Origin of the sequence: Variovorax paradoxus NBRC 15149, assembly GCF_001591365.1 — a bacterium.
In the GTDB taxonomy this organism is placed as follows: Bacteria; Pseudomonadota; Gammaproteobacteria; order Burkholderiales; family Burkholderiaceae_C; genus Variovorax; species Variovorax paradoxus.
On the sequence record NZ_BCUT01000007.1, the window covers coordinates 350,055 to 367,095 of the forward strand.

Genomic DNA, 17,041 nt, shown 5'->3' on the forward strand with positions numbered 1-17,041 from the left:
CGGTGCTACGGGGCGGGCGCCAGCTGCGGCGCGGCCACCGGCATGGCAGCCACCGCGGGCACGGCGGCCACGCCGGCATCCGGCAGCGGCAATGCATCGCCGCTGCGCGCCTTGATCGAAGGGCAGCGGCCGTAGGTGTCGTCGAAGCGCACGATGTCGTCCTCGCCCAGGTAGCCGCCGGTCTGTACCTCGATCACTTCGAGCATCGTCTTGCCTGGGTTCTCCAGCCGGTGGATGGCACCCAGCGGCAGGTAGATGGATTCGTTCTCGCGCACCAGCGTGACCTGCCCGTCGCAGGTGGCCTTGGCCGTGCCCTGCACCACGATCCAGTGCTCGGCGCGGTGGTGGTGCATCTGCAGCGACAGCTTGGCGCCGGGCTTGACGGTGAGCCGCTTCACCTGGAAGCGCTCGCCGAAGTCGAGCTTGTCGTAGGCGCCCCAGGGGCGCACCACGCGCCGGTGTTCGGTGGCCTCGGCCTGGCCTTCGGCCACGAGCATCCGCACCACCTCGCCGACCTGCTCGGCGCAGTCCGCGCCCGCCACCAGCACGGCATCGGGCGTGTCCACGATGATCAGGCCGCGGGTGCCCAGCGCCACCACGCGGCGGTGCGGCGCGTGGATGAAGGTGTCGCTCGAACGCAGCGCGCTGGCGTTGCCGCTCAGGCGGTTGCCGCTGCCGTCCTGCGGGTGCAGCGTGGCCACCGCGTTCCAGCTGCCGACGTCGCTCCAGTTGCCGTTGAACTTGACGACCGAGATGGCCTCGTGCTTTTCCAGCACCGCATAGTCGATGCTGTCGCTGCGGCAGGCCTCGAAGGCCTCGCGGTCCAGCCGGTCGAAGCTGCCGTCGGCCGTGATGGCGGCGGTGGCGCGTTCGCAGGCCTCGAGGATGTCGGGCGCATGCGTGCGCAGCGCCGCAACGAGGATGCCGGCGCGCGCCAGGAAGATGCCGGCGTTCCAGCAGTAGCCGCCGTGCAGGATCAGCGACTCGGCCACGGCGGCCGTGGGCTTTTCCACGAAGCGCACTACGGCGTGGCTGTGGCCGTCGGCCGCGGGCGCGCCGGCCTCGATGTAGCCATAGGCCGTGCTCGCGAAGCTGGGCGCCACGCCGAAGGTCACGATGCGCCCAGCCAGCGCCGCGTCGATGCCGCTTCGCACCGTCTGCGCGAAAAGCGCGGTGTCGGGAATGTGGTGGTCGGCCGGCGCGAACAGCAGCAGGTCGTCAGGCCCTGCGCGCAGCGCCGCCGCGGCCATGGCGGCCGCCGTGTTGCGTGCCACCGGCTCCAGGATCTGGCGGCCGGTGGCGCCGGCCTTGTCGACCGCCTCGCGCACCAGGAAGCGGTGGTCTTCCGATGCCACGCAGGTGATGTCGCGGTTGAGGCTGCACAGGCGCTCCAGCGTCAGCTGCAGCAGGCTCTTGTTGCCGATCAGCGGTGCGAACTGCTTGGGCAGGGTCTTGCGCGAAAGAGGCCACAGGCGCGTGCCGCTGCCGCCGCACAGCACGACGGGGTGGATGGTGGGGGTGGTCATGGCGTCATCCTCGTGAAGTGTGGTGGGCGCTTCCTTCGGTCAGAGCTGGCCGGTGTGGGTGGCCAGGCTCACGGCCTGCGCGCGCGAATGCACATGCAGCTTCTTGTAGATGTTCTTGATGTGGGCGTTGACGGTCTGCCCCGAGATGCCGAGCCGCACGCTGATCTCCTTGGAGACGCAGCCGCGCGCCACGAAGCGCAGCACCTCGCGTTCGCGCGCCGTCAGCGTGGCTTCGCGCAGCGGCGTTTCCGTTGGCGGCCGCTCGCCGCTGCCCTGCAGGTTCATGCGCGTGAGCAGCCGGCGCGTCAGCTTGGGCGTGATGGCCGCGCCGCCGTTGACCACCTGCAGCACGGCCTCGGCAAAGCTCTGCAGCCAGGCATGCTTGAGCAGGTAGCCGGTGGCGCCGAGCTCGAAGGCGTGCATCACGTGGGCATCGTCCTCCAGCGCGGAGATCACGATGATCTCGCAGTAGCGGTGCAGCTTGCGCGCCTCGCGGATCAGGTCGAAGCCCGAGCCGTCGCCCAGCCGCAGGTCGACCATCAGCACGTCGAACTCGTGGGTGGCCAGCAGGCGGCGGCCGTCGCGCACGCTGCTGCCTTGCCCTTCGAGCTGGATGCGCATGTCCGACAGCAGTTCCTGGGCGATCACGCGCCGCATGAATTCGTCGTCGTCGATGAGCAGCACGCGCACCGGCGCGTCTTCCTGCCCGGTGAGGAAGTGCGGCCACAGCGGTTCGGGCGGTGGACACAGGCCAGGCGGGCTGGCTTTCCGGCGCTCCGGCAGGTGGTCGGCATCCGGCGCGTCGGAAGGAGGAGTGGTGTCGGACATGTGGATCCCCAGGTTGGAGTTGGAGGAAGTGGATGTCGTGGGTGGTGGGTGTGTGGTGGTGTCAGTCGGCAAGGCAGCGCAGCAGCTCGCGCTCCAGGCGCTGCAGGATGGCGTTCTGGTCCAGCTCGGTTTCGGCGAACGAGCGGGCGGCCGCCCCCATGGCTTCGCGCTGCGGGCGCGAGGTGGCGAGCTGCGCGATGGCCTCGGCCAGCGCATCGGCGTCGCCGGGCGCAACCACCAGGCCGCGGCCGGAGACCACGTTGCTCAGTTCGGTGCCCGCATGGGCCGTGACGATCACGGCCTTGCCGCTCGCGAGCATGCCGCCCAGCTTGGAGGGCATCACCAGGTCGGCCGCGTCGGCGCGCTGCGGCAGCACGTGGATGTCGGCCATGCCCAGCAGCTCGTTGAGCCGCTCGGCCGGCTGCAGGTCGAGGAAGTGCACGTGGTCCAGGCCTGCGCAGGCGGCCTTCAGCGGCTCGCGGCTCGGCCCGTTGCCGCAGAGCACGAAGTGGATGTGCCTGGCGGCCGCCAGCCGGCCCGCCGCCTCGGCCAGCACCTCGATGCCCTGCTTGTTGCCCAGGCTGCCCGCATAGAGCACCACGACCGCGTCGTCCGGAATGCCGAGCATGGCCCGGTAGCCGTTCGTGCCCGGTGCGGTGCCAGGGTGCGGGAAGATCGAGCGCACGTCCACCCAGTTGGGAAGAAGCACCAGCCGCGCCGCGTCGATGCCCTTGTTCCTGGCCTTGTCGAGCATGGCGGCGGAGATGGTCGACACCCGGCTGAAGCGGCTCAGCAGCCACCGCTCGGCCGAGAGCGCGAAGCGCCGCACCCGCGCGCCGCGCACCAGTCCCAGGTCGAAGGCGGCGTCCACCTCGTAGTCCTGGATGTGCAGCCACGACTTGATGCCCAGCATCCGCGAGAAGAACAGCACCGCCGGCGCGCAGAAAAGAGGCGGCTCCACGACGAAGACCAGGTCCGGCTTCCAGCGCAGCTGCCCGAAGAGCAGCGGCATGCTCGACAGCATGAAGGAGAACAGGTGCAGCATGCGCGCCAGCGCGCGCGGCCTGGCCGGCACCCAGGTGGGGGCGCGCCAGACCGTGATGCCGTTCCAGTCGGTCTTGCGGTAGGCCCAGGCCGAGTGCCCTTCGAACGGTGCCCAGTGCGGAAAGAACGGCGGCGAGGCGATCACCCGCACTTCATGGCCCTTGGCATGCAGCCACTGGGCCATTTCGCCCGAGTACTTGCCGATGCCGACGAGCTCGGGTGTGAAGTTCATCGAATAGAGCAGGATTTTCATGAAGGTCTCTGGAAGGAACCGCGAACCAGCCGTGCGAGCGGAAAGAAGCCGAGCAGCGCGCGCATCCGCACTTCGTAGAGGAGCAGGTCGGACACGGCGGCAATGAAGAACACGTAGTGCGGCTTGCCGGGAAACATCGACACCACCACGCCGTAGGCCATGAGCCGCAGCAGCACCTCGGCCAGCGCCCACCGGCCCAGCGAGCCCATCGACGCCCTGAGCGCGAGCAGCATCTCGTGGTGGACCGTGTAGGTGCGCAGCAGGAAGTAGGGCGCCATGCACAGGAAGATCTCGAGCGCCTCGCGCCCCACCTTCAGCAGCGGCGCGGCGGCCGTGATCACGACGCCGAGCCCGGCGAAGAGCGCGCAGCCCAGCAGGAAGGAGTGCCTGGCGAGCCGCAGGTCGGTGCCATCCGCGTTGGCGGGATCGGTGCCCAGCATGGGGCGCGTCTTGGTGTAGAGGAAGGCCTGCACGAACTGCGAGGGCGCCTCCGCCAGCAGGAAGGCGATCTTGAAGGCGCCCACGTAGCCGAGCGGCATGAAGAAGGCCACCACCAGCAGGTCTGACTTGCGAAGCAGGAAGATCAGCAGCGAATAGACGGTGGCGCTGCCCTGCGACGCCAGCTCGAGCGCGGCGGGCCCGGCCGGTGGGCCCGCGACCCAGCGCGTCTGCATGCAGGCCGCGCCCACCAGCACGAAGGCCAGCAGGTTGATCAGCAGCAGCTGCGTCGCGCGCAGCTCGGCGCCCCAGGCCGCAAAGGCGGCCACGCCGATCACCAGGATGGTGGAGCGGATGCCTCCCTCCAGGTTGAGCAGGCCGGCGCGGCCCAGTCCCCGGCTGAACGACAGGCGCAGGCTCATGAGCGAGAACACCGCGAGCGTCGCCATCAGCAGCGCGAAGGGCGCGCCCACCACCGGCAGGTGCTGGATGCGCAGCACGGCGGCGCTCAGCAGCGCGGCCAGCGGAAGCCCGATGGCCAGCGTGCGGACCACGTCGCCGCGGCGCACGCCCGGCGGCACGGTGGCGGCATGGCGCGCGAACAGCAGCGGGCTGCCCAGCGTGGCCACCACCAGCGCCACTTCCATCACCGACTGGTAGATCGAGTATTCGCCGAAATCCGATGGCGAGACATGCGCGGCCATCAGGAACAGCGCCGCGAAGCCCGCAAGGTACACGTAGAGCCGCGAAGCCAGCGCGCCCAGGCCGTGGAGCTGCACCGCGCGCATGCCGGTGAGCTGGGCGGTGCGGTGGAGCATGTTCATGGCCGTGCCTGGGTGCGTGCGCGCGGTGGCGTCATTTCGGCCCGGCGGCGCCTGCGAAGCGCGTGCCGCCCGCGGGGCGCTGCGCCAGCCGGCGCATGCCGAAGGCCCAGTTCTTGGCCCGGCGCGCGAGCCGCAGTGCGGCCGTGAGCAGCGCGACCGTGTGCACCCGCCCGTGCAGCACGTGCGCCATCGCGATCTTGGCGCTGCCCTGGAAGTGCAGCGCCAGCACGTTCACCAGTTCGCCCGACGGCGTGACCACGCAGGGCTGGCCGCCGACGAACACGAGGCGCTTGGCGCCGCCCCGGCCCTGGAATTCGTTCACGAGCAGGTTGTGCCCGCCGTTGATGTTGTGGTCGATCACGCGTCCGCCGAACACCCGGTTGATGGGCGCCGCGTTGCCGCTCGCATGGGCCCAGAGGTGCAGCAGGGTCATGTCAGACACCCCGCCGCGCACGCCCCGCGCGGCAAACCGCGCCGCGATCGCGCGCAGCTTCCTGCGGCCGCTGGGCGATGCATAGGTGTTGAGCAGGAAGGCGATGAACTGCTGCAGGCCCGCCGCGGTCCAGTAGCTGACGTGCGGCGATATCTGGCAGGGGTCCCAGCCATCGTTCGTGCGCATATAGGAGCCAGAGAAATCCGCCTTGCCGGCCACGCGCCGGATGTGCGCGCCGATGCCGCGGAACAGCAGCACGTCGCTGTCGATCAGCACGAACTCGCGGTGCTCGGGGTGGGCGCGCAGGTATTCCGACAGCAGGAAGTAGCGCCGGAAGCAGATCTTCTCGAACTCCGGCGGATTGCTCGACAGGTGCACGTAGGTGCGGCACAGGCGCTCGTAGCCGGGCCCGGCGTCGGTGCCCGACAGCACGATCAGCGGCTCCTCGGCACGCGCCGCGGATTCGCGGCACAGCAGCAGGGGCTTGTTCTGGCGGTCTTCCACCACGATGAAGGCAAGTGAATGGGTCATGGTCATGGGGTCAGGGCCGGGGCGCCGTCGCATTGCGGACCAGCGCGACGTGCGCGGGAAGAAACTGGAAGTCGTCGTCCAGCGGCAGGTCGAGCGTGAAGAGCCCGCCGCGGGCGTTCGCCTGCGCGATCCAGCCGCGCACCTGGGCGGCCGTGAAGCGCGGCGGCGTCGGCTGGCCCCAGGAGGCGCCGAGCGGCGTCAGCAGATGGAACTTCAGCTCCGAGCGCGGTGCGTTCAGCTGCGCGGGAGGCTGCATGAATTCGCCGGCCATCAGGTTCTGGCAGGGCGCGGCCTTGGCGCTGAAGCGCGCCGGGCCCTCGCCGGCATTGAAGGCCAGCCAGCGGTCGGGGGCGCCGCTGCGCGCCGCGGCGCACAGCGCATCCCAGCCGGACGGCGAGATGCCCCGGGTGTTGTAGACGCCGTCGAACCACCAGCCCCTGGCCAGCGCGCCGTAGTGCTGCGACCAGTCGCGGATCACCGCGGTCCATGCGGCGATGAAATCGGCCGGCGGCGGCTTCTGCTCGGAGATGTCGCCCAGGCAATTCATCAGCTCGGGGTCTGCCTGCGGCGCGCGAAACGGCAGGTAGAGCACCAGGGCGATGCCGCGGCTGCGCAGCGCGCGGCCGATCTCCAGCGGCAGGTCGCGCGGCGGCCGGTCCGCGGCGCTGTGCGGGCACAGCGCCTCGAGCGCCGCATTCGGCGCGATGTACTGGCCGTTGTTCTGCCCGAGCGTCAGGATGAGATGGGAGGCGCGCATCTGCGCGAGCGATGCCGCAAATGCTTCGACGTCGAAGCGGGCGGCCTCGGCGATCGACTGCCTGTCGGGCAGGTAGTGCACCATCACGCCAAAGCCGCTGTCCGCCGCTGCCGCAGTTGCCGCGCAGGCGGCAGCGAGCAGCCCCGCCGCGAGCAGCTGCCGAAGAGCGCCTGCAGTGCGCGTCATTGCATGGCTCCGGCCAGCGAGACGGCCTCGCGCTTGAGCATGAGATAGCGCCTGGCCACCGCGCCGGGCGCGCAGGCTTCGGCATGCAGCCAGGGCGGCTGCGTGTCCCGGTGCTCGTCCAGGTAGCGCGCCAGCCGGCCCATGTCGCATGGCTCGCTGCCGATCAGGAAGGCGTAGCCGCCGAACAGCTCGCGGTGCACCGGAATGTCCGAGAGCAGCAGCGGCACGCCCAGGGTGGCGGCTTCGGCGGCGGAGAGGTTGAAGCCCTCGAAGGCCGACAGCGAGATGAAGGCCGTGGCGCCGCAATAAAGCCGCGTCAGGTCCTGGCGCGAGACCAGCCCGCGGTGCCGCACGCAGTTGCCGAGCTCGGGTGCCATGCTGGCGACCATCCGTTTCACCTCGGCCGCGCCGTTGCCCGTGATGTCGAGCCAGTCGACCAGACCCTCGCGCTTCATGCGCTCGAAGAGCTTCAGTGCGGCGCCGAAATTCTTGTGCGGGTAGTAGTGGTAGGACGCGATCAGGTAGCGCTCGCCCACGGGCGGCTCGCGGGACGCACTGGCCGAGCCGGCCGCGCGCGTGGCCTCCACCGGGTTGAAGATGACGCTCGCGTGCTCGCAGCATCCGAAGTACCGCTCGAAATCCTGCTGGCTGCTCCTGCTGATGAACACCACGTCGGCCGCGCTGCGGGCCACGCGCCTGAGGTTCCAGTCGAGCCACAGGCGCTTGGTGCGGCTGAAGTACGCGGGGTAGTAGCGGTACTGCAGGTCGTGGACGATCACGATCGAATCCCGGTGGCGCCCGAACAGCGTGAACGGCAGGAAGTAGTTGGGAAACAGCGAGAACACCCGCTCGCCCGATACCAGCGCCTGCAGCCGGTGGTAGTTGTAGAGCAGTATCTCGACCAGGAACCGGCTGATGCGCAGGCGCCGTGCCACCGCGAAGAGGCGCGGATGCCGTTCGCTGGCCGGCTGGATGTGGTCGCCCTTGCACAGGCGCATCCTGCGCAGCAGCAGGTCCGACACGTTCAGCACGCCGCCCGCGCCGCGGTTCAGGCGGATCGTGTCGTAGAACAGGTACTTGTACATGCTGGACCTCAGGCTGCGCGCGGGGCGTAGCGCGCCGCGCGGCGCACCGGGCGGAAGCGCGAACTCAGCAGGCCGGCGAGCAGCGCCGCAATCAGCCCCGATGCCGCGAACGGCCCCCAGCCGAGGATCGGCCCGCGCAGGAACGGCACGTAGGCGGCCAGCAGCACCAGCGCGCACAGATAGCTGCCGGACAGCGCGGCGCGCGGATCGACCATCCTGTCCAGCACCCGGAAGCCGGCCGAGATCGCAAGGCCGAACATCACGGGCCCGGCCAGCCCGAAGTCGAAGTACGCCGTGGTGAAGGGCGGCAGCGACAGGTTGGACTGCGAGAAGTTGCCCAGGATGGCAGGCCACCCCAGCGGATCGAAGTCCGGAAACAGCTTCAGGTCGCGCGGCAGGATGAACGAGAACGCCGACAGCAGGTAGCGCCCCCATCCGAGCTCGGGCTCGGATGCGCGCTCCAGGATGCCGGCCACGACGTACATCGCGTCGAAGTCCGGGCTGAAGGGAAAGGTGGCGAGCGTCTCGCCCCAGAAGCTGCCGCGCGACACCAGGTTGAGCACCGGGCCCAGGCCGGCGATGGCGCCGAAGATCAGCAGGGCCAGCATCCAGCGCCGGCCCCGGCCGAAGAGATGGATGAAAAGAGGCAGCAGGCCGATCAGCAGGACCTGCCGCGCCGTGTTGACCGGGTTCGCGGCGAAGGCAGCCATTGCCAGCGAAAGGCCCGCGGCGCACCACGCCCAGAGCGTGCCGCGGCGCATGGCATGGATCGCCAGCGCCACGAAGCAGACCAGCACGATCAGCTTGGGCAGCGTCGAATAGACGATGTAGTCGACCGGCAGGTTTTCCTCGGTCCCCGGCATGCCGCGCGCGATGAAGTTCAGGTCGGGGCGGATGAACAGCGAGCCGAAGGCCGAGACCGCGCCGCTCAGCAGCAGCAGCGCCGGGTGGGCCACGCCGGCCACCGGCAGCTCGGGCGCCGCCGCGCGCGCGCGCGCCGGCGCCGGTGCCGGTGCCGTTGCGTCAGGCAGGCCCAGCCGGGCTGCTTCGACACCCGCCATGTACAGCAGCAGCAGCGTGAGCGCCTGCATGTGCGCCACCGGGCCGATCACCCCCGTGTCCCAGAACGAGACGTCGGCGGCGATCTGCATCGCCGGTGCCACCGAGAAGTAGGTCAGGATCGTGGCGTAGTGGATCAGCAGGAAGACGCTGGCCCCCGGCGTGCGGAGCATCGACAGCTGGACCAGCGACAGCGCGCACACCGCCGCATAGCCCCAGGCCGGCTCGAGCAGGCCGCACAGGAAGGCGATGGCGATGCCTGACCAGAAGGAGAGCGCTCTCATGGGAGGCCTTGTGCTTGTTTGTTGTTGCGTGCGGGAGCCGGCGCGGGCTCAGGCGTGCGCCAGTTCCTGCGCGGCGGGCTGCAGCGACTTCTGGTAGTCCGCATAGGTGCGCTGCAAGCCCTCGGCCAGCGACACCGTGGGGTGCCATCCGATGGCGGCCGCGCACGACACGTCGAGCAGCTTTCTGGGCGCGCCGTCCGGCCGCGAGGGATCGAAGCGGATGCGGCCCCGGTAGCCCACGACCTCGCCGACCAGCCGCGCCAGCTCGGCGATCGTCTGGTCCTCGCCCATGCCCAGGTTGATGTGGGCGCACATCGGCGTGGTGTGCTGCTCGTAGCCCGCGCGGCTCAGGCCCATCACGGTGGTGCAGCCTTCGGCCATGTCGTCCACGTAGAGGAACTCGCGCTTGGCCTGGCCCGTGCCCCAGATCAGCACCTCGGGCGCATTGGTGGTCTTGGCAAGGTGGAAGCGCCGGATCAGCGCCGGCACCACGTGGCTGTTCTCGGCGTGGTAGTTGTCGCCGGGGCCGTACAGGTTGCACGGCATCACGCTGCGGTAGTCGATGCCGTGCGAGGCGCCGTACTGGCGGTTGTAGCTCTCGCACAGCTTGATGCCGGCGATCTTGGCGATGGCATAGGGCTCGTTGGTGGGCTCGAGCTGGCCGCCCAGCAGCGCGTCCTCGCGGATCGGCTGCTCGGTGATCCGTGGATAGATGCAGCTGGAGCCGAGGAACAGCAGGCGCTTGACGTTCGCAAGGAAGGCCTGGTGCGTGACATTGGCGGCAATCAGCAGGTTCTGGTAGATGAACTCCGCCGGATAGGTCATGTTGGCGTGGATGCCGCCGACCTTCGCTGCCGCCAGGTACACCTGGTCGACGCGCTCAGTGGCGAAGAAACGGCGAACGGCCTCCTGGTCGAGCAGATCGAGTTCCTCGTGGCTGCGCGTGACGACCTCGTGCCCGAGGCTGCCCAGGCGCTTCACGAGCGACTGCCCCACCATGCCGCGATGACCAGCAACGTAGATACGCATATGTTCTTTCGGTTAAAGGTTGAGGGTTGAGGGATGTGGCGCCTAGCGTGAGCCGCGTGCCCCGGCCACCACGAGAAAGGTCTTCAGGAGAATTGCGATGTCCTGGCGGATCGAGAGGGTGGCGACGTAGTCCGCATCCATCGCCGCGCGGCGCCGGTAGCTGATCTCGTTGCGCCCGCTCACCTGCCACAGCCCGGTGATGCCGGGCCGCACGGCGCAGTAGCTGCTCCAATAGACGCCGTACAGCTCCTTCTGGGCAAACATGCAGGGCCTCGGGCCGACCACGCTCATGTCGCCCTTGAGCACGTTCCAGAACTGGGGCAGCTCGTCCAGGCTGTACTTGCGCAGCACCGCGCCGAAGCGCGTGATGCGCGGATCACGGTCCAGCTTCTGGTACATCTCCCATTGCCGCCGGGCCGCCTCGTTGCCGCGCAGGTAGCGCTCCAGCACGGCGTCGGCATCGGGCACCATGGTGCGGAACTTGTAGAAGCTGAAGACGCGCCCGTCCCGGCCGTAGCGCGGCTGCTTGTAGATGCCGGGCTTGCCGGAAGTCAGCAGCACGCCGATCCAGACCAGCGCGAACGCCCACCCCAGCAGAAGGAAGAAGCCGCCTGCCAGCAGCACGTCCACGGCCCGCTTGGTGCCCATCAGCAGCCGTGAATTGCCAGGCGAATGGACGGCGGCATCCGATCGCAGTGTGTTCATGATGCGGCGCTCGCACGGGCGGGTTGGGGAAGCTCGGCCACTGCGCTCGGGTACTCGTGCACCCGCGGCTGGTAGCCGCCGTAGCGGTAGGCCAGCTTGCCGTAGTAGCGGCGGCTGGTGTCCATCGCGTTCAGCACCACGCCCTGGAACTGCGCGCCGGAATGCCGCAGCTGGTTCGCGCTTTCCGACAGGTCGCCCAGTTCGTTGTCCCCGGCGCGCGCCACCATCAGCAGCGTGCCCATCCAGGGCGCCAGCTCGGCGGTCTCGGAAGCCAGCAGCATCGGCGGCGTGTCCACGATCACCACGTCGTAGTGTTCCGAGGCTTTTTCGAGAACCTCGGCAAAGGCGTCGCTCGTCAGGAGCGCGCTCGGGTCCGAGGGCAGCGCCCCGGTGGTCATCACGTCCAGGTGCCCGAGCACGCCCGTGTGGACGGCGTTCTGGAATTCGATCGAGCCGCGGATCAGTTCCGACAGGCCGCCGCGGCGCTTCAGCCCGAACATGCTTGCCAGGCTGCTGCGCCGCAGGTCGGCGTCGATCAGCAGCACGCGGCGGCCGGTCGAGGCGAGCACCGCCGCCAGGTTGCCCGCCACGAAGGTCTTGCCGGCGCCCGGCGTGGCGCTGGAGATCATGACGCGGTTGTTCGACGCCTTGGGCATGGCGAACTTCAGCGCGGTGCGCAGCCGCCGCAGCCCCTCCAGCGCCGGGTCGTTCGGATGCTGCGCTGCCAGCAGGTGCACGCCGGGCTTGGCGTGGCGAATGGCGCGGTCGAGCAGGGGCTGGTTCGTGCTGAGCGTCACGGTGCTGTAGACGTCCAGGCCCGTGTGGGTCTCGATCTCGGCCGGGCTGGCGATGGTCTTGCGCCACGACCTGCGCAGGAACGCGGAGCCCGCCCCGAACGAAAGGCCCGCGATCAGCGCGATGCCCATGACGATCGAGGGCTTGGGCCGGATCGGCTTTTCCGGGAGCAGCGCCTGGTCGAGCACGCGCACGTTGCCGATGCGGCCTTCCTTGGCCAGGCGCATCTGCAGCGAGCTGTTGAGCAGCGACACGTACAGGTCGGTGTTGACCTTGATGTCCCGCTGCATGCGCAGCGAGTTCTGCTGCAGCATGGGCATGCGGCGGATGCGCTGCTCGACGGTGCCCATCGCCTTCTTGAGCGAGGCGATCTGCGCGTCGACGGTCATCACGCTCGGGTCCCTGGACGTGAAGCGCTCGGAGAGCTCGATGCGCTTTTGCGTGGCATCGAACAGCTTCGTCTGCAGTTCCAGGTTCTGCGACAGCGCGTTGCGCGCCTCGTCGTCCAGGCTGATGGTTCCGTTCTGGTTGCGGTACTGGTTGTAGATTTCCTCGGACTGCTCCAGCTGCAGCTTGAGCTTGGGCAGCTCGGTGCCCAGGAAGTTGAGGGCGCGCTGCGCCTGGGCCGTCTTCTGGTCGATGTTCACGCGAACGTAGAGTTGCGCGACCTCATTGAGCAGGTTGGCCAGCTGCGTCCGGTTGCCGTCGCGCCAGCTCACTTCCACGACCGACGACTGCTTGCCCTTCTCGATCACGCGCAGTTCGCGCTGCAGGTCGAGCAGCACCAGCTGCTTGGACTGGCGCACCAGCTCGAAGGCCGCGCCGGGCAGGCCCGAGATCGAGCCGACCAGCAGGTGGATCGGGCCGAGCGGGGTCTGCGCGTCGAGCGGTACGCCGACGGTGCCGGCGATCGGCTTGTCCAGCTTGGGGTGGGTCAGCGTGTAGCTGCCGTTCTCGCCCGCGGTCAGCAGGAAGCGCTTGCCTTCGAGATCCACCGGCACGTCCATCTGCGCGACCACGATCTGCTCCTTGCCGCTCACGTAGCCCGACAGGCCCGCGAAGCCCGGCTCGGAGAGCGCCTTGGCGTGGCGCGCCAGCCAGGCGCCGACGATCGGCACGTACAGCGGCTGCGCCTCGATGTAGAGCTTGGTGTTCTCGATCGCCTGCTCGAGCACCAGGCGCGACTTGAGGATCTCGGCCTCGCCCGCGGTCGGCGTCTTGGCGTTGAGCGCGTTGCTCGCGGAGTCGCCGACCAGCGTGCCGCCCGAGCGGTCCGGGTCCTCGACCTGGATCAGCACGTTGGCCTCGTACACGCGCGGCCCGAACATGGCGTAGGCCGCGCCCAGCAGCAGCGCGACAGCGGTGATGCCCGCGATCCTCCACCGGTTGTCCAGCAGCAGGTCGACATGCTCCCTGAGCCTGGAAGGAGGGTTGTCGGATGCCGCGGCATCGGGGACCGAGGGAGCGGGGAGTGCAGGTTGCCAGTGCGCATTCATGGGGATCACCTTTGTGTGTTGCCTGGACGGAGTGGGGGCGCGGCTTCAGCGGCGGCTGGTGGTGCCGCCGAGGTTCACGACCTGCGCGGCGGGAAGGATCAGGCTGATCACGCGGTTCCAGCGCGCCAGCGGCACGGGGTCGATGTAGACCACGTCGCGCGGCTGCAGCTCGAAGCGGTCGGCCAGCGCCAGCGCCACCGGGTTCTTCGCATCGAGGTGGAACACCTCGGGCACGTCGCCGCTCGAATTGCGCACCACGTAGATCTGGTCGGTCGACGCGGTCTGCAGCGCCGGGCCGCCCGCATCGCCCAGCGCCTCGTTCAGGCTCAGGCGGCCGTCGCGCATCGTCAGGGCCGTCGGGCGCTGGATCTCGCCCATCACGTAGATGCGGCTGTCGTCGCGGCTGCCCACGTTCACGATGTCGCCGTTCTGCAGCGGGATGCGGGTCGGGTCGAGCCCCAGGCGCCGAAGCAGCGGCAGGTCGATCACCATCGTGCGCTCCCCGCGCGTCAGGGTCACGCGCGAACGGTCGCCCGCCTGCGTGATGCTGCCGGCGCGGTTGATGGCCTCGGCCAGCGTCATCGGCACGTCGGTGAAGATCTGCAGGCCCGGCGTGCGGACCTCGCCCTCCACATAGACGCGCCGGCTGCGGAACGACTGGATCCTGACGCTCACGAGCGGATCCTTGACGAAGGGCGAGATCTTGCTGGAGATCATCTCGGCGGCGGACCTCTCCGTCATGCCCTCGATCCTGGTGCGGCCGATGTAGGGAAAGCTGATCTCGCCCTCGGCATCGACGATGAAGCCGGGCGCCACGCTCACCCCGGTCGGGTCCGTCTGCTGCGAGATGACCGCGCCCGCGGTGGGCATCAGCTCGGGATGGCGGTAGACCACGATGCCGACCACGTCGCCCGGGGCGATCGTGTAGGCCGGCGCCTTGCCGAACAGCTGCCGCACTTCGGCCGGCAGCGCGGCGGGGTTGCGCGTTGCCATCGTGCGGATCAGCTCGGGCGTGATGGAGACGATCTTCGGCTCGCCCTTCGCGTCGCCGCTCGAGCGGTAGGCGCCCCAGTTGCCGCTGTCGGGCGGACCGAATCCCGGAACCCCGCAGCCGGCCAGGCACAGCGGCAGCAGCAGCAGTGCCGCCGATCGGATGCGGGGGCGGGTGCGGGCGGGAACGGCGCGGGCGATGCGCAAGGAACTGGCCGGAGCGGGGTGTGCCATGGGGTGTGTCCTTTCTTCCTGGGGAATCGGTTCACTGCGGGACGTAGGCGCCGTGCTCGGGGCGCTCCACGACGGGTGCGAGCGGGCTCGGGCTGGTGCTGGGGCTGCGGCGTTCCGGGCCGGCGCCGATGGCGCAGGCGGCCACCCAGCCGCCGACGGAGCGCAGGAACAGCTGCTGTCCCCGCGCCGTGCACAGCGTGTGGTCGGCTTCGCGCATGAATTCGTACTGCACGGCCTGCGCGAACGGTTCGCTGCGGAACGGGCCGAGCTGGTCGCGGTCGTGGTCGCAGACATGCAGCGAGCCCGAATAGAGCAGCTGCACCGCCACCTTGCGCTCGACCAGGCGCCGCATGGTGGCGCCGAACCACACGGCGTTGACCTCGGGCGGCTTGCGTTCGGCGAAGAAGCCGGGCAGCGGCTTGGTCGAATGGCTGGGCAGCAGGTGGCGCTGCAGCCAACGCTTGGCCTTGCCCGCGAACGACGGATGCGCAGGCGCCGCCAGCGCGCGCCGCAGCGTGCGTTCCCAGCGCGAGCGCCGGTCCGGAAAGGCGAAGCCGTCGAACAGCGAGAGCGCCACCACGCGCGTGTCCGTCGCGGCCGCGGTCATGGCGTGCTCCACGCCCGAGCACATGCCCACGATCGCGAACTTGCGGATGCCCAGCATGTTCTCGAGAAGGTCCATGCCGGCGCGCAGGTCGCGCACCGCGCGGGCCTGCAGGTCGGACGAGGCGTCGGACGCGTCACTGTCCCCCACGCCGCCAAGGTCGAAGCGCAGGCTGCTCACGCCGCGCGCGGCCAGCACGTGCGCCAGCTTCACGTTGATGCGGCGCGGCCCGACCCGGTGGTTGGCGCCCATGTTGAGCATCAGGCAGGCGACGTCGGCCGGCGCCCGGTACATGGGAATGGTGATCATGCCCATCAGTGCGTCTCCTGGTCCGAAGCGGACGGGGCATTGCGTCATGTCATTCATGGAGGGCCCCCTGCAGGCGGTTGAGCGCGTCGGCCGGAACCATGGCGCTGTTGGGATAGGGATCGGCGGTCCAGTCGAGCCGGTGCTGGAAGTAGGCGAGCCGCACCGGCATGTGGCGCGACTGCTGCTCGGCCGCCCACTGCGCGGTGTGCTGGTCGTCGGGCGAGGTCAGCACCAGCGTGTCGTGCAGGGCCGTGAGCGGCAGCGATTCGGGCGCCAGCGCGCCGAGCTGCGTGCGCAGCGCGGGCGACAGCACGGTGCCCAGCGCTTCCTCGGGCAGCGCGTCGGGGTCGTGCGCAAGGTTGCGGCGCCAGACCAGGTCCGGAATGCAGAAGGTCGTGTCGATGGCCGCCACATGCTGCTCGCGCAGGTGGCGCGCATAGCGCCGGCCGTCGATCACCGGCTCCCACAGCACGAGCCGCGCCGGGTCGCAGCGCCCGTTGCGCGCCGCCAGCACGGCCAGGGTGGCGCCGAGCCGCGCGCCGACCCAGACGATGCGGCTTCCCGGGGCCCTGCGGCGCAGCTCCTCGTGGGCCGAGCACAGGTCGCGGCGCCAGCCGTCGAGCTCGCCTTCGCTTTCATCGCCGGGCGAGTCGCCCGCGCCGTGGAAGTCGAAGCGCAGCGTGGCAATGCCCGAGCGCGCGAGGCGCTCGGCCAGCACCTTGAAGAAGCGGTGGGTCCGCAGGCCCTCCTGGCCGAAGGGCGGGCACACGAGCACCGCGGTACTGCCGTGCCGTCCGTCGCCGGCGGCATGGAACACACCGAAGATCTGGCGCGACGCCGGTCCGAACATGAAGGGGTGTGCGTTCATTGCGGCACCCTTTGCGCTGCGCGCCTTTCCGCCGCGCGGGAGCGGGTGCAGGTCTGCGCCGCGAAACTCGGCACGCTGGCGCGCACGTGCGTCTGCCGCCATTCCGCAATCGCTCCCACGCTGTCCACGCGCGGCGGCGCGGGCTGCAGCACGAGCCACAGGATGCGGCCGGCCACGGGCACTTCCACGCTCCGGCAGTCCGGCTCCAGCCCCACCTCGAAGCGCTCGGTCGGCACGATCAGCCCGAGGCCGATGGCCTTGAGGCAGGCTTCCTTGCGCGTCCAGCAGGTCAGGAAGGCATGCTCGCGCTCGGCGGCGGGCAGGGCCAGCAGCGCCTCGCTCTCGCTGTCCGTGAAATGCTGCGCGGCCAGCGCGAGCGCGTCGGGAATCGGCCGCAGCAGCTCGACGTCGGCCCCCAGCGGACCGCGCTCGCCGATGGCGAGCAGTCCCAGCCCCAGGCTGTGGCTCAGCGAGAACCGCACCCGCGGCCAGCCCGACAGCGAAGGCTTGCCGAATGCGCTGCGGGTGAAGCGCAGCGCCTCGGGGCGTTCGCCCGTCTGCGCGGCCAGCGCGCAGCGCAGCGCGGCATGCGCGGCAACGAAGCGCTGCCGGTCGGCCGCGAACCGGAACTGCGCGGCGCGCTCCAGTTCCTCGTCGGAGAGGAGCCGCTCGGCCTCGGGGCCGGGTTCGCCGTCCAGTTCGAGATACCGGCAGACCGGCGCATCGACGGAAGTCAGGGAGAAAGCTGCGGAGCCCATGATGA

Annotated in this window: 15 protein-coding genes; all 15 read right to left on the bottom strand. The window is 69.9% G+C overall.

What is annotated here, in order from left to right:
* Positions 1-5 precede the first annotated feature (5 nt).
* The 15 genes from VPA02S_RS27265 to VPA02S_RS27335 all read right to left on the bottom strand — a co-directional run bounded on the left by VPA02S_RS27265 (position 6) and on the right by VPA02S_RS27335 (position 17,036).
* Positions 6-1,526, bottom strand: a complete 1,521-nt coding sequence (locus VPA02S_RS27265; protein ID WP_018904693.1) for a mannose-1-phosphate guanylyltransferase/mannose-6-phosphate isomerase — start codon at positions 1,524-1,526, stop codon at positions 6-8.
* A 39-nt stretch (positions 1,527-1,565) separates the two neighbouring features.
* Positions 1,566-2,354 (bottom strand): LuxR C-terminal-related transcriptional regulator, encoded by a 789-nt coding sequence (locus VPA02S_RS27270; protein ID WP_012748297.1) that lies wholly within the window; start codon positions 2,352-2,354, stop codon positions 1,566-1,568.
* Positions 2,355-2,415: 61 nt separating this feature from the next.
* Positions 2,416-3,651: a glycosyltransferase WbuB gene (locus tag VPA02S_RS27275; RefSeq protein ID WP_018904692.1), complete on the bottom strand. Its 1,236-nt coding sequence runs from the start codon at positions 3,649-3,651 to the stop codon at positions 2,416-2,418.
* Positions 3,648-4,913, bottom strand: coding sequence for a lipopolysaccharide biosynthesis protein (locus VPA02S_RS27280; RefSeq protein ID WP_012748295.1), 1,266 nt, complete (start codon positions 4,911-4,913; stop codon positions 3,648-3,650). The genes VPA02S_RS27275 and VPA02S_RS27280 overlap by 4 nt, the downstream gene beginning before the upstream one ends.
* Before the next feature lie 31 nt (positions 4,914-4,944).
* Positions 4,945-5,877: a hypothetical protein gene (locus tag VPA02S_RS27285; RefSeq protein WP_230537796.1), complete on the bottom strand. Its 933-nt coding sequence runs from the start codon at positions 5,875-5,877 to the stop codon at positions 4,945-4,947.
* A 10-nt stretch (positions 5,878-5,887) separates the two neighbouring features.
* The gene (locus tag VPA02S_RS27290; RefSeq protein ID WP_018904691.1) at positions 5,888-6,820 is read right to left on the bottom strand and encodes a hypothetical protein; all 933 of its coding nucleotides are present in this window, start codon (positions 6,818-6,820) and stop codon (positions 5,888-5,890) included.
* On the bottom strand, positions 6,817-7,905 hold the full coding sequence (locus VPA02S_RS27295) for a glycosyltransferase (RefSeq protein WP_012748292.1): 1,089 nt from the start codon (positions 7,903-7,905) through the stop codon (positions 6,817-6,819). The genes VPA02S_RS27290 and VPA02S_RS27295 overlap by 4 nt, the downstream gene beginning before the upstream one ends.
* 8 nt (positions 7,906-7,913) lie before the next feature.
* Entirely contained in the window at positions 7,914-9,248 is a 1,335-nt protein-coding gene (locus tag VPA02S_RS27300) for a hypothetical protein (RefSeq protein ID WP_018904690.1), read from the bottom strand.
* Positions 9,249-9,296: 48 nt separating this feature from the next.
* Complete coding sequence (locus VPA02S_RS27305) at positions 9,297-10,277, bottom strand: GDP-L-fucose synthase family protein (RefSeq protein ID WP_018904689.1); 981 nt, start codon at positions 10,275-10,277, stop codon at positions 9,297-9,299.
* A 42-nt stretch (positions 10,278-10,319) separates the two neighbouring features.
* Positions 10,320-10,982, bottom strand: a complete 663-nt coding sequence (locus tag VPA02S_RS27310) for a sugar transferase (RefSeq protein WP_012748289.1) — start codon at positions 10,980-10,982, stop codon at positions 10,320-10,322.
* Positions 10,979-13,273 carry a polysaccharide biosynthesis tyrosine autokinase gene (locus tag VPA02S_RS27315; protein ID WP_018904688.1) on the bottom strand — a complete coding sequence of 765 codons (2,295 nt, stop codon included), beginning with the start codon at positions 13,271-13,273 and terminating at the stop codon, positions 10,979-10,981. Before VPA02S_RS27315 ends, VPA02S_RS27310 begins: the two co-directional genes overlap by 4 nt.
* 45 nt (positions 13,274-13,318) lie before the next feature.
* Positions 13,319-14,497, bottom strand: a complete 1,179-nt coding sequence (locus VPA02S_RS27320; RefSeq protein ID WP_018904687.1) for a polysaccharide biosynthesis/export family protein — start codon at positions 14,495-14,497, stop codon at positions 13,319-13,321.
* Between the two features lie 31 nt (positions 14,498-14,528).
* The gene (locus VPA02S_RS27325; protein ID WP_012748286.1) at positions 14,529-15,416 is read right to left on the bottom strand and encodes an alpha/beta hydrolase family protein; all 888 of its coding nucleotides are present in this window, start codon (positions 15,414-15,416) and stop codon (positions 14,529-14,531) included.
* A 43-nt stretch (positions 15,417-15,459) separates the two neighbouring features.
* Positions 15,460-16,278 (bottom strand): serine aminopeptidase domain-containing protein, encoded by an 819-nt coding sequence (locus VPA02S_RS27330; RefSeq protein ID WP_018904686.1) that lies wholly within the window; start codon positions 16,276-16,278, stop codon positions 15,460-15,462.
* The gene (locus VPA02S_RS27335) at positions 16,275-17,036 is read right to left on the bottom strand and encodes a 4'-phosphopantetheinyl transferase family protein (RefSeq protein ID WP_018904685.1); all 762 of its coding nucleotides are present in this window, start codon (positions 17,034-17,036) and stop codon (positions 16,275-16,277) included. Before VPA02S_RS27335 ends, VPA02S_RS27330 begins: the two co-directional genes overlap by 4 nt.
* Between the last annotated feature and the right edge of the window lie 5 nt (positions 17,037-17,041).

Excerpts from the sequence above, each read along its gene's own strand:
- VPA02S_RS27265 (WP_018904693.1), bottom strand. The coding sequence starts at position 1,526 with ATGACCACCCCCACCATCCACCCCGTCGTGCTGTGCGGCGGCAGCGGC.
- VPA02S_RS27270 (WP_012748297.1), bottom strand. The coding sequence starts at position 2,354 with ATGTCCGACACCACTCCTCCTTCCGACGCGCCGGATGCCGACCACCTG.
- VPA02S_RS27275 (WP_018904692.1), bottom strand. The coding sequence starts at position 3,651 with ATGAAAATCCTGCTCTATTCGATGAACTTCACACCCGAGCTCGTCGGC.
- VPA02S_RS27280 (WP_012748295.1), bottom strand. The coding sequence starts at position 4,913 with ATGAACATGCTCCACCGCACCGCCCAGCTCACCGGCATGCGCGCGGTG.
- VPA02S_RS27285 (WP_230537796.1), bottom strand. The coding sequence starts at position 5,877 with ATGACCCATTCACTTGCCTTCATCGTGGTGGAAGACCGCCAGAACAAG.
- VPA02S_RS27290 (WP_018904691.1), bottom strand. The coding sequence starts at position 6,820 with ATGACGCGCACTGCAGGCGCTCTTCGGCAGCTGCTCGCGGCGGGGCTG.
- VPA02S_RS27295 (WP_012748292.1), bottom strand. The coding sequence starts at position 7,905 with ATGTACAAGTACCTGTTCTACGACACGATCCGCCTGAACCGCGGCGCG.
- VPA02S_RS27300 (WP_018904690.1), bottom strand. The coding sequence starts at position 9,248 with ATGAGAGCGCTCTCCTTCTGGTCAGGCATCGCCATCGCCTTCCTGTGC.
- VPA02S_RS27305 (WP_018904689.1), bottom strand. The coding sequence starts at position 10,277 with ATGCGTATCTACGTTGCTGGTCATCGCGGCATGGTGGGGCAGTCGCTC.
- VPA02S_RS27310 (WP_012748289.1), bottom strand. The coding sequence starts at position 10,982 with ATGAACACACTGCGATCGGATGCCGCCGTCCATTCGCCTGGCAATTCA.
- VPA02S_RS27315 (WP_018904688.1), bottom strand. The coding sequence starts at position 13,273 with ATGAATGCGCACTGGCAACCTGCACTCCCCGCTCCCTCGGTCCCCGAT.
- VPA02S_RS27320 (WP_018904687.1), bottom strand. The coding sequence starts at position 14,497 with ATGGCACACCCCGCTCCGGCCAGTTCCTTGCGCATCGCCCGCGCCGTT.
- VPA02S_RS27325 (WP_012748286.1), bottom strand. The coding sequence starts at position 15,416 with ATGGGCATGATCACCATTCCCATGTACCGGGCGCCGGCCGACGTCGCC.
- VPA02S_RS27330 (WP_018904686.1), bottom strand. The coding sequence starts at position 16,278 with ATGAACGCACACCCCTTCATGTTCGGACCGGCGTCGCGCCAGATCTTC.
- VPA02S_RS27335 (WP_018904685.1), bottom strand. The coding sequence starts at position 17,036 with ATGGGCTCCGCAGCTTTCTCCCTGACTTCCGTCGATGCGCCGGTCTGC.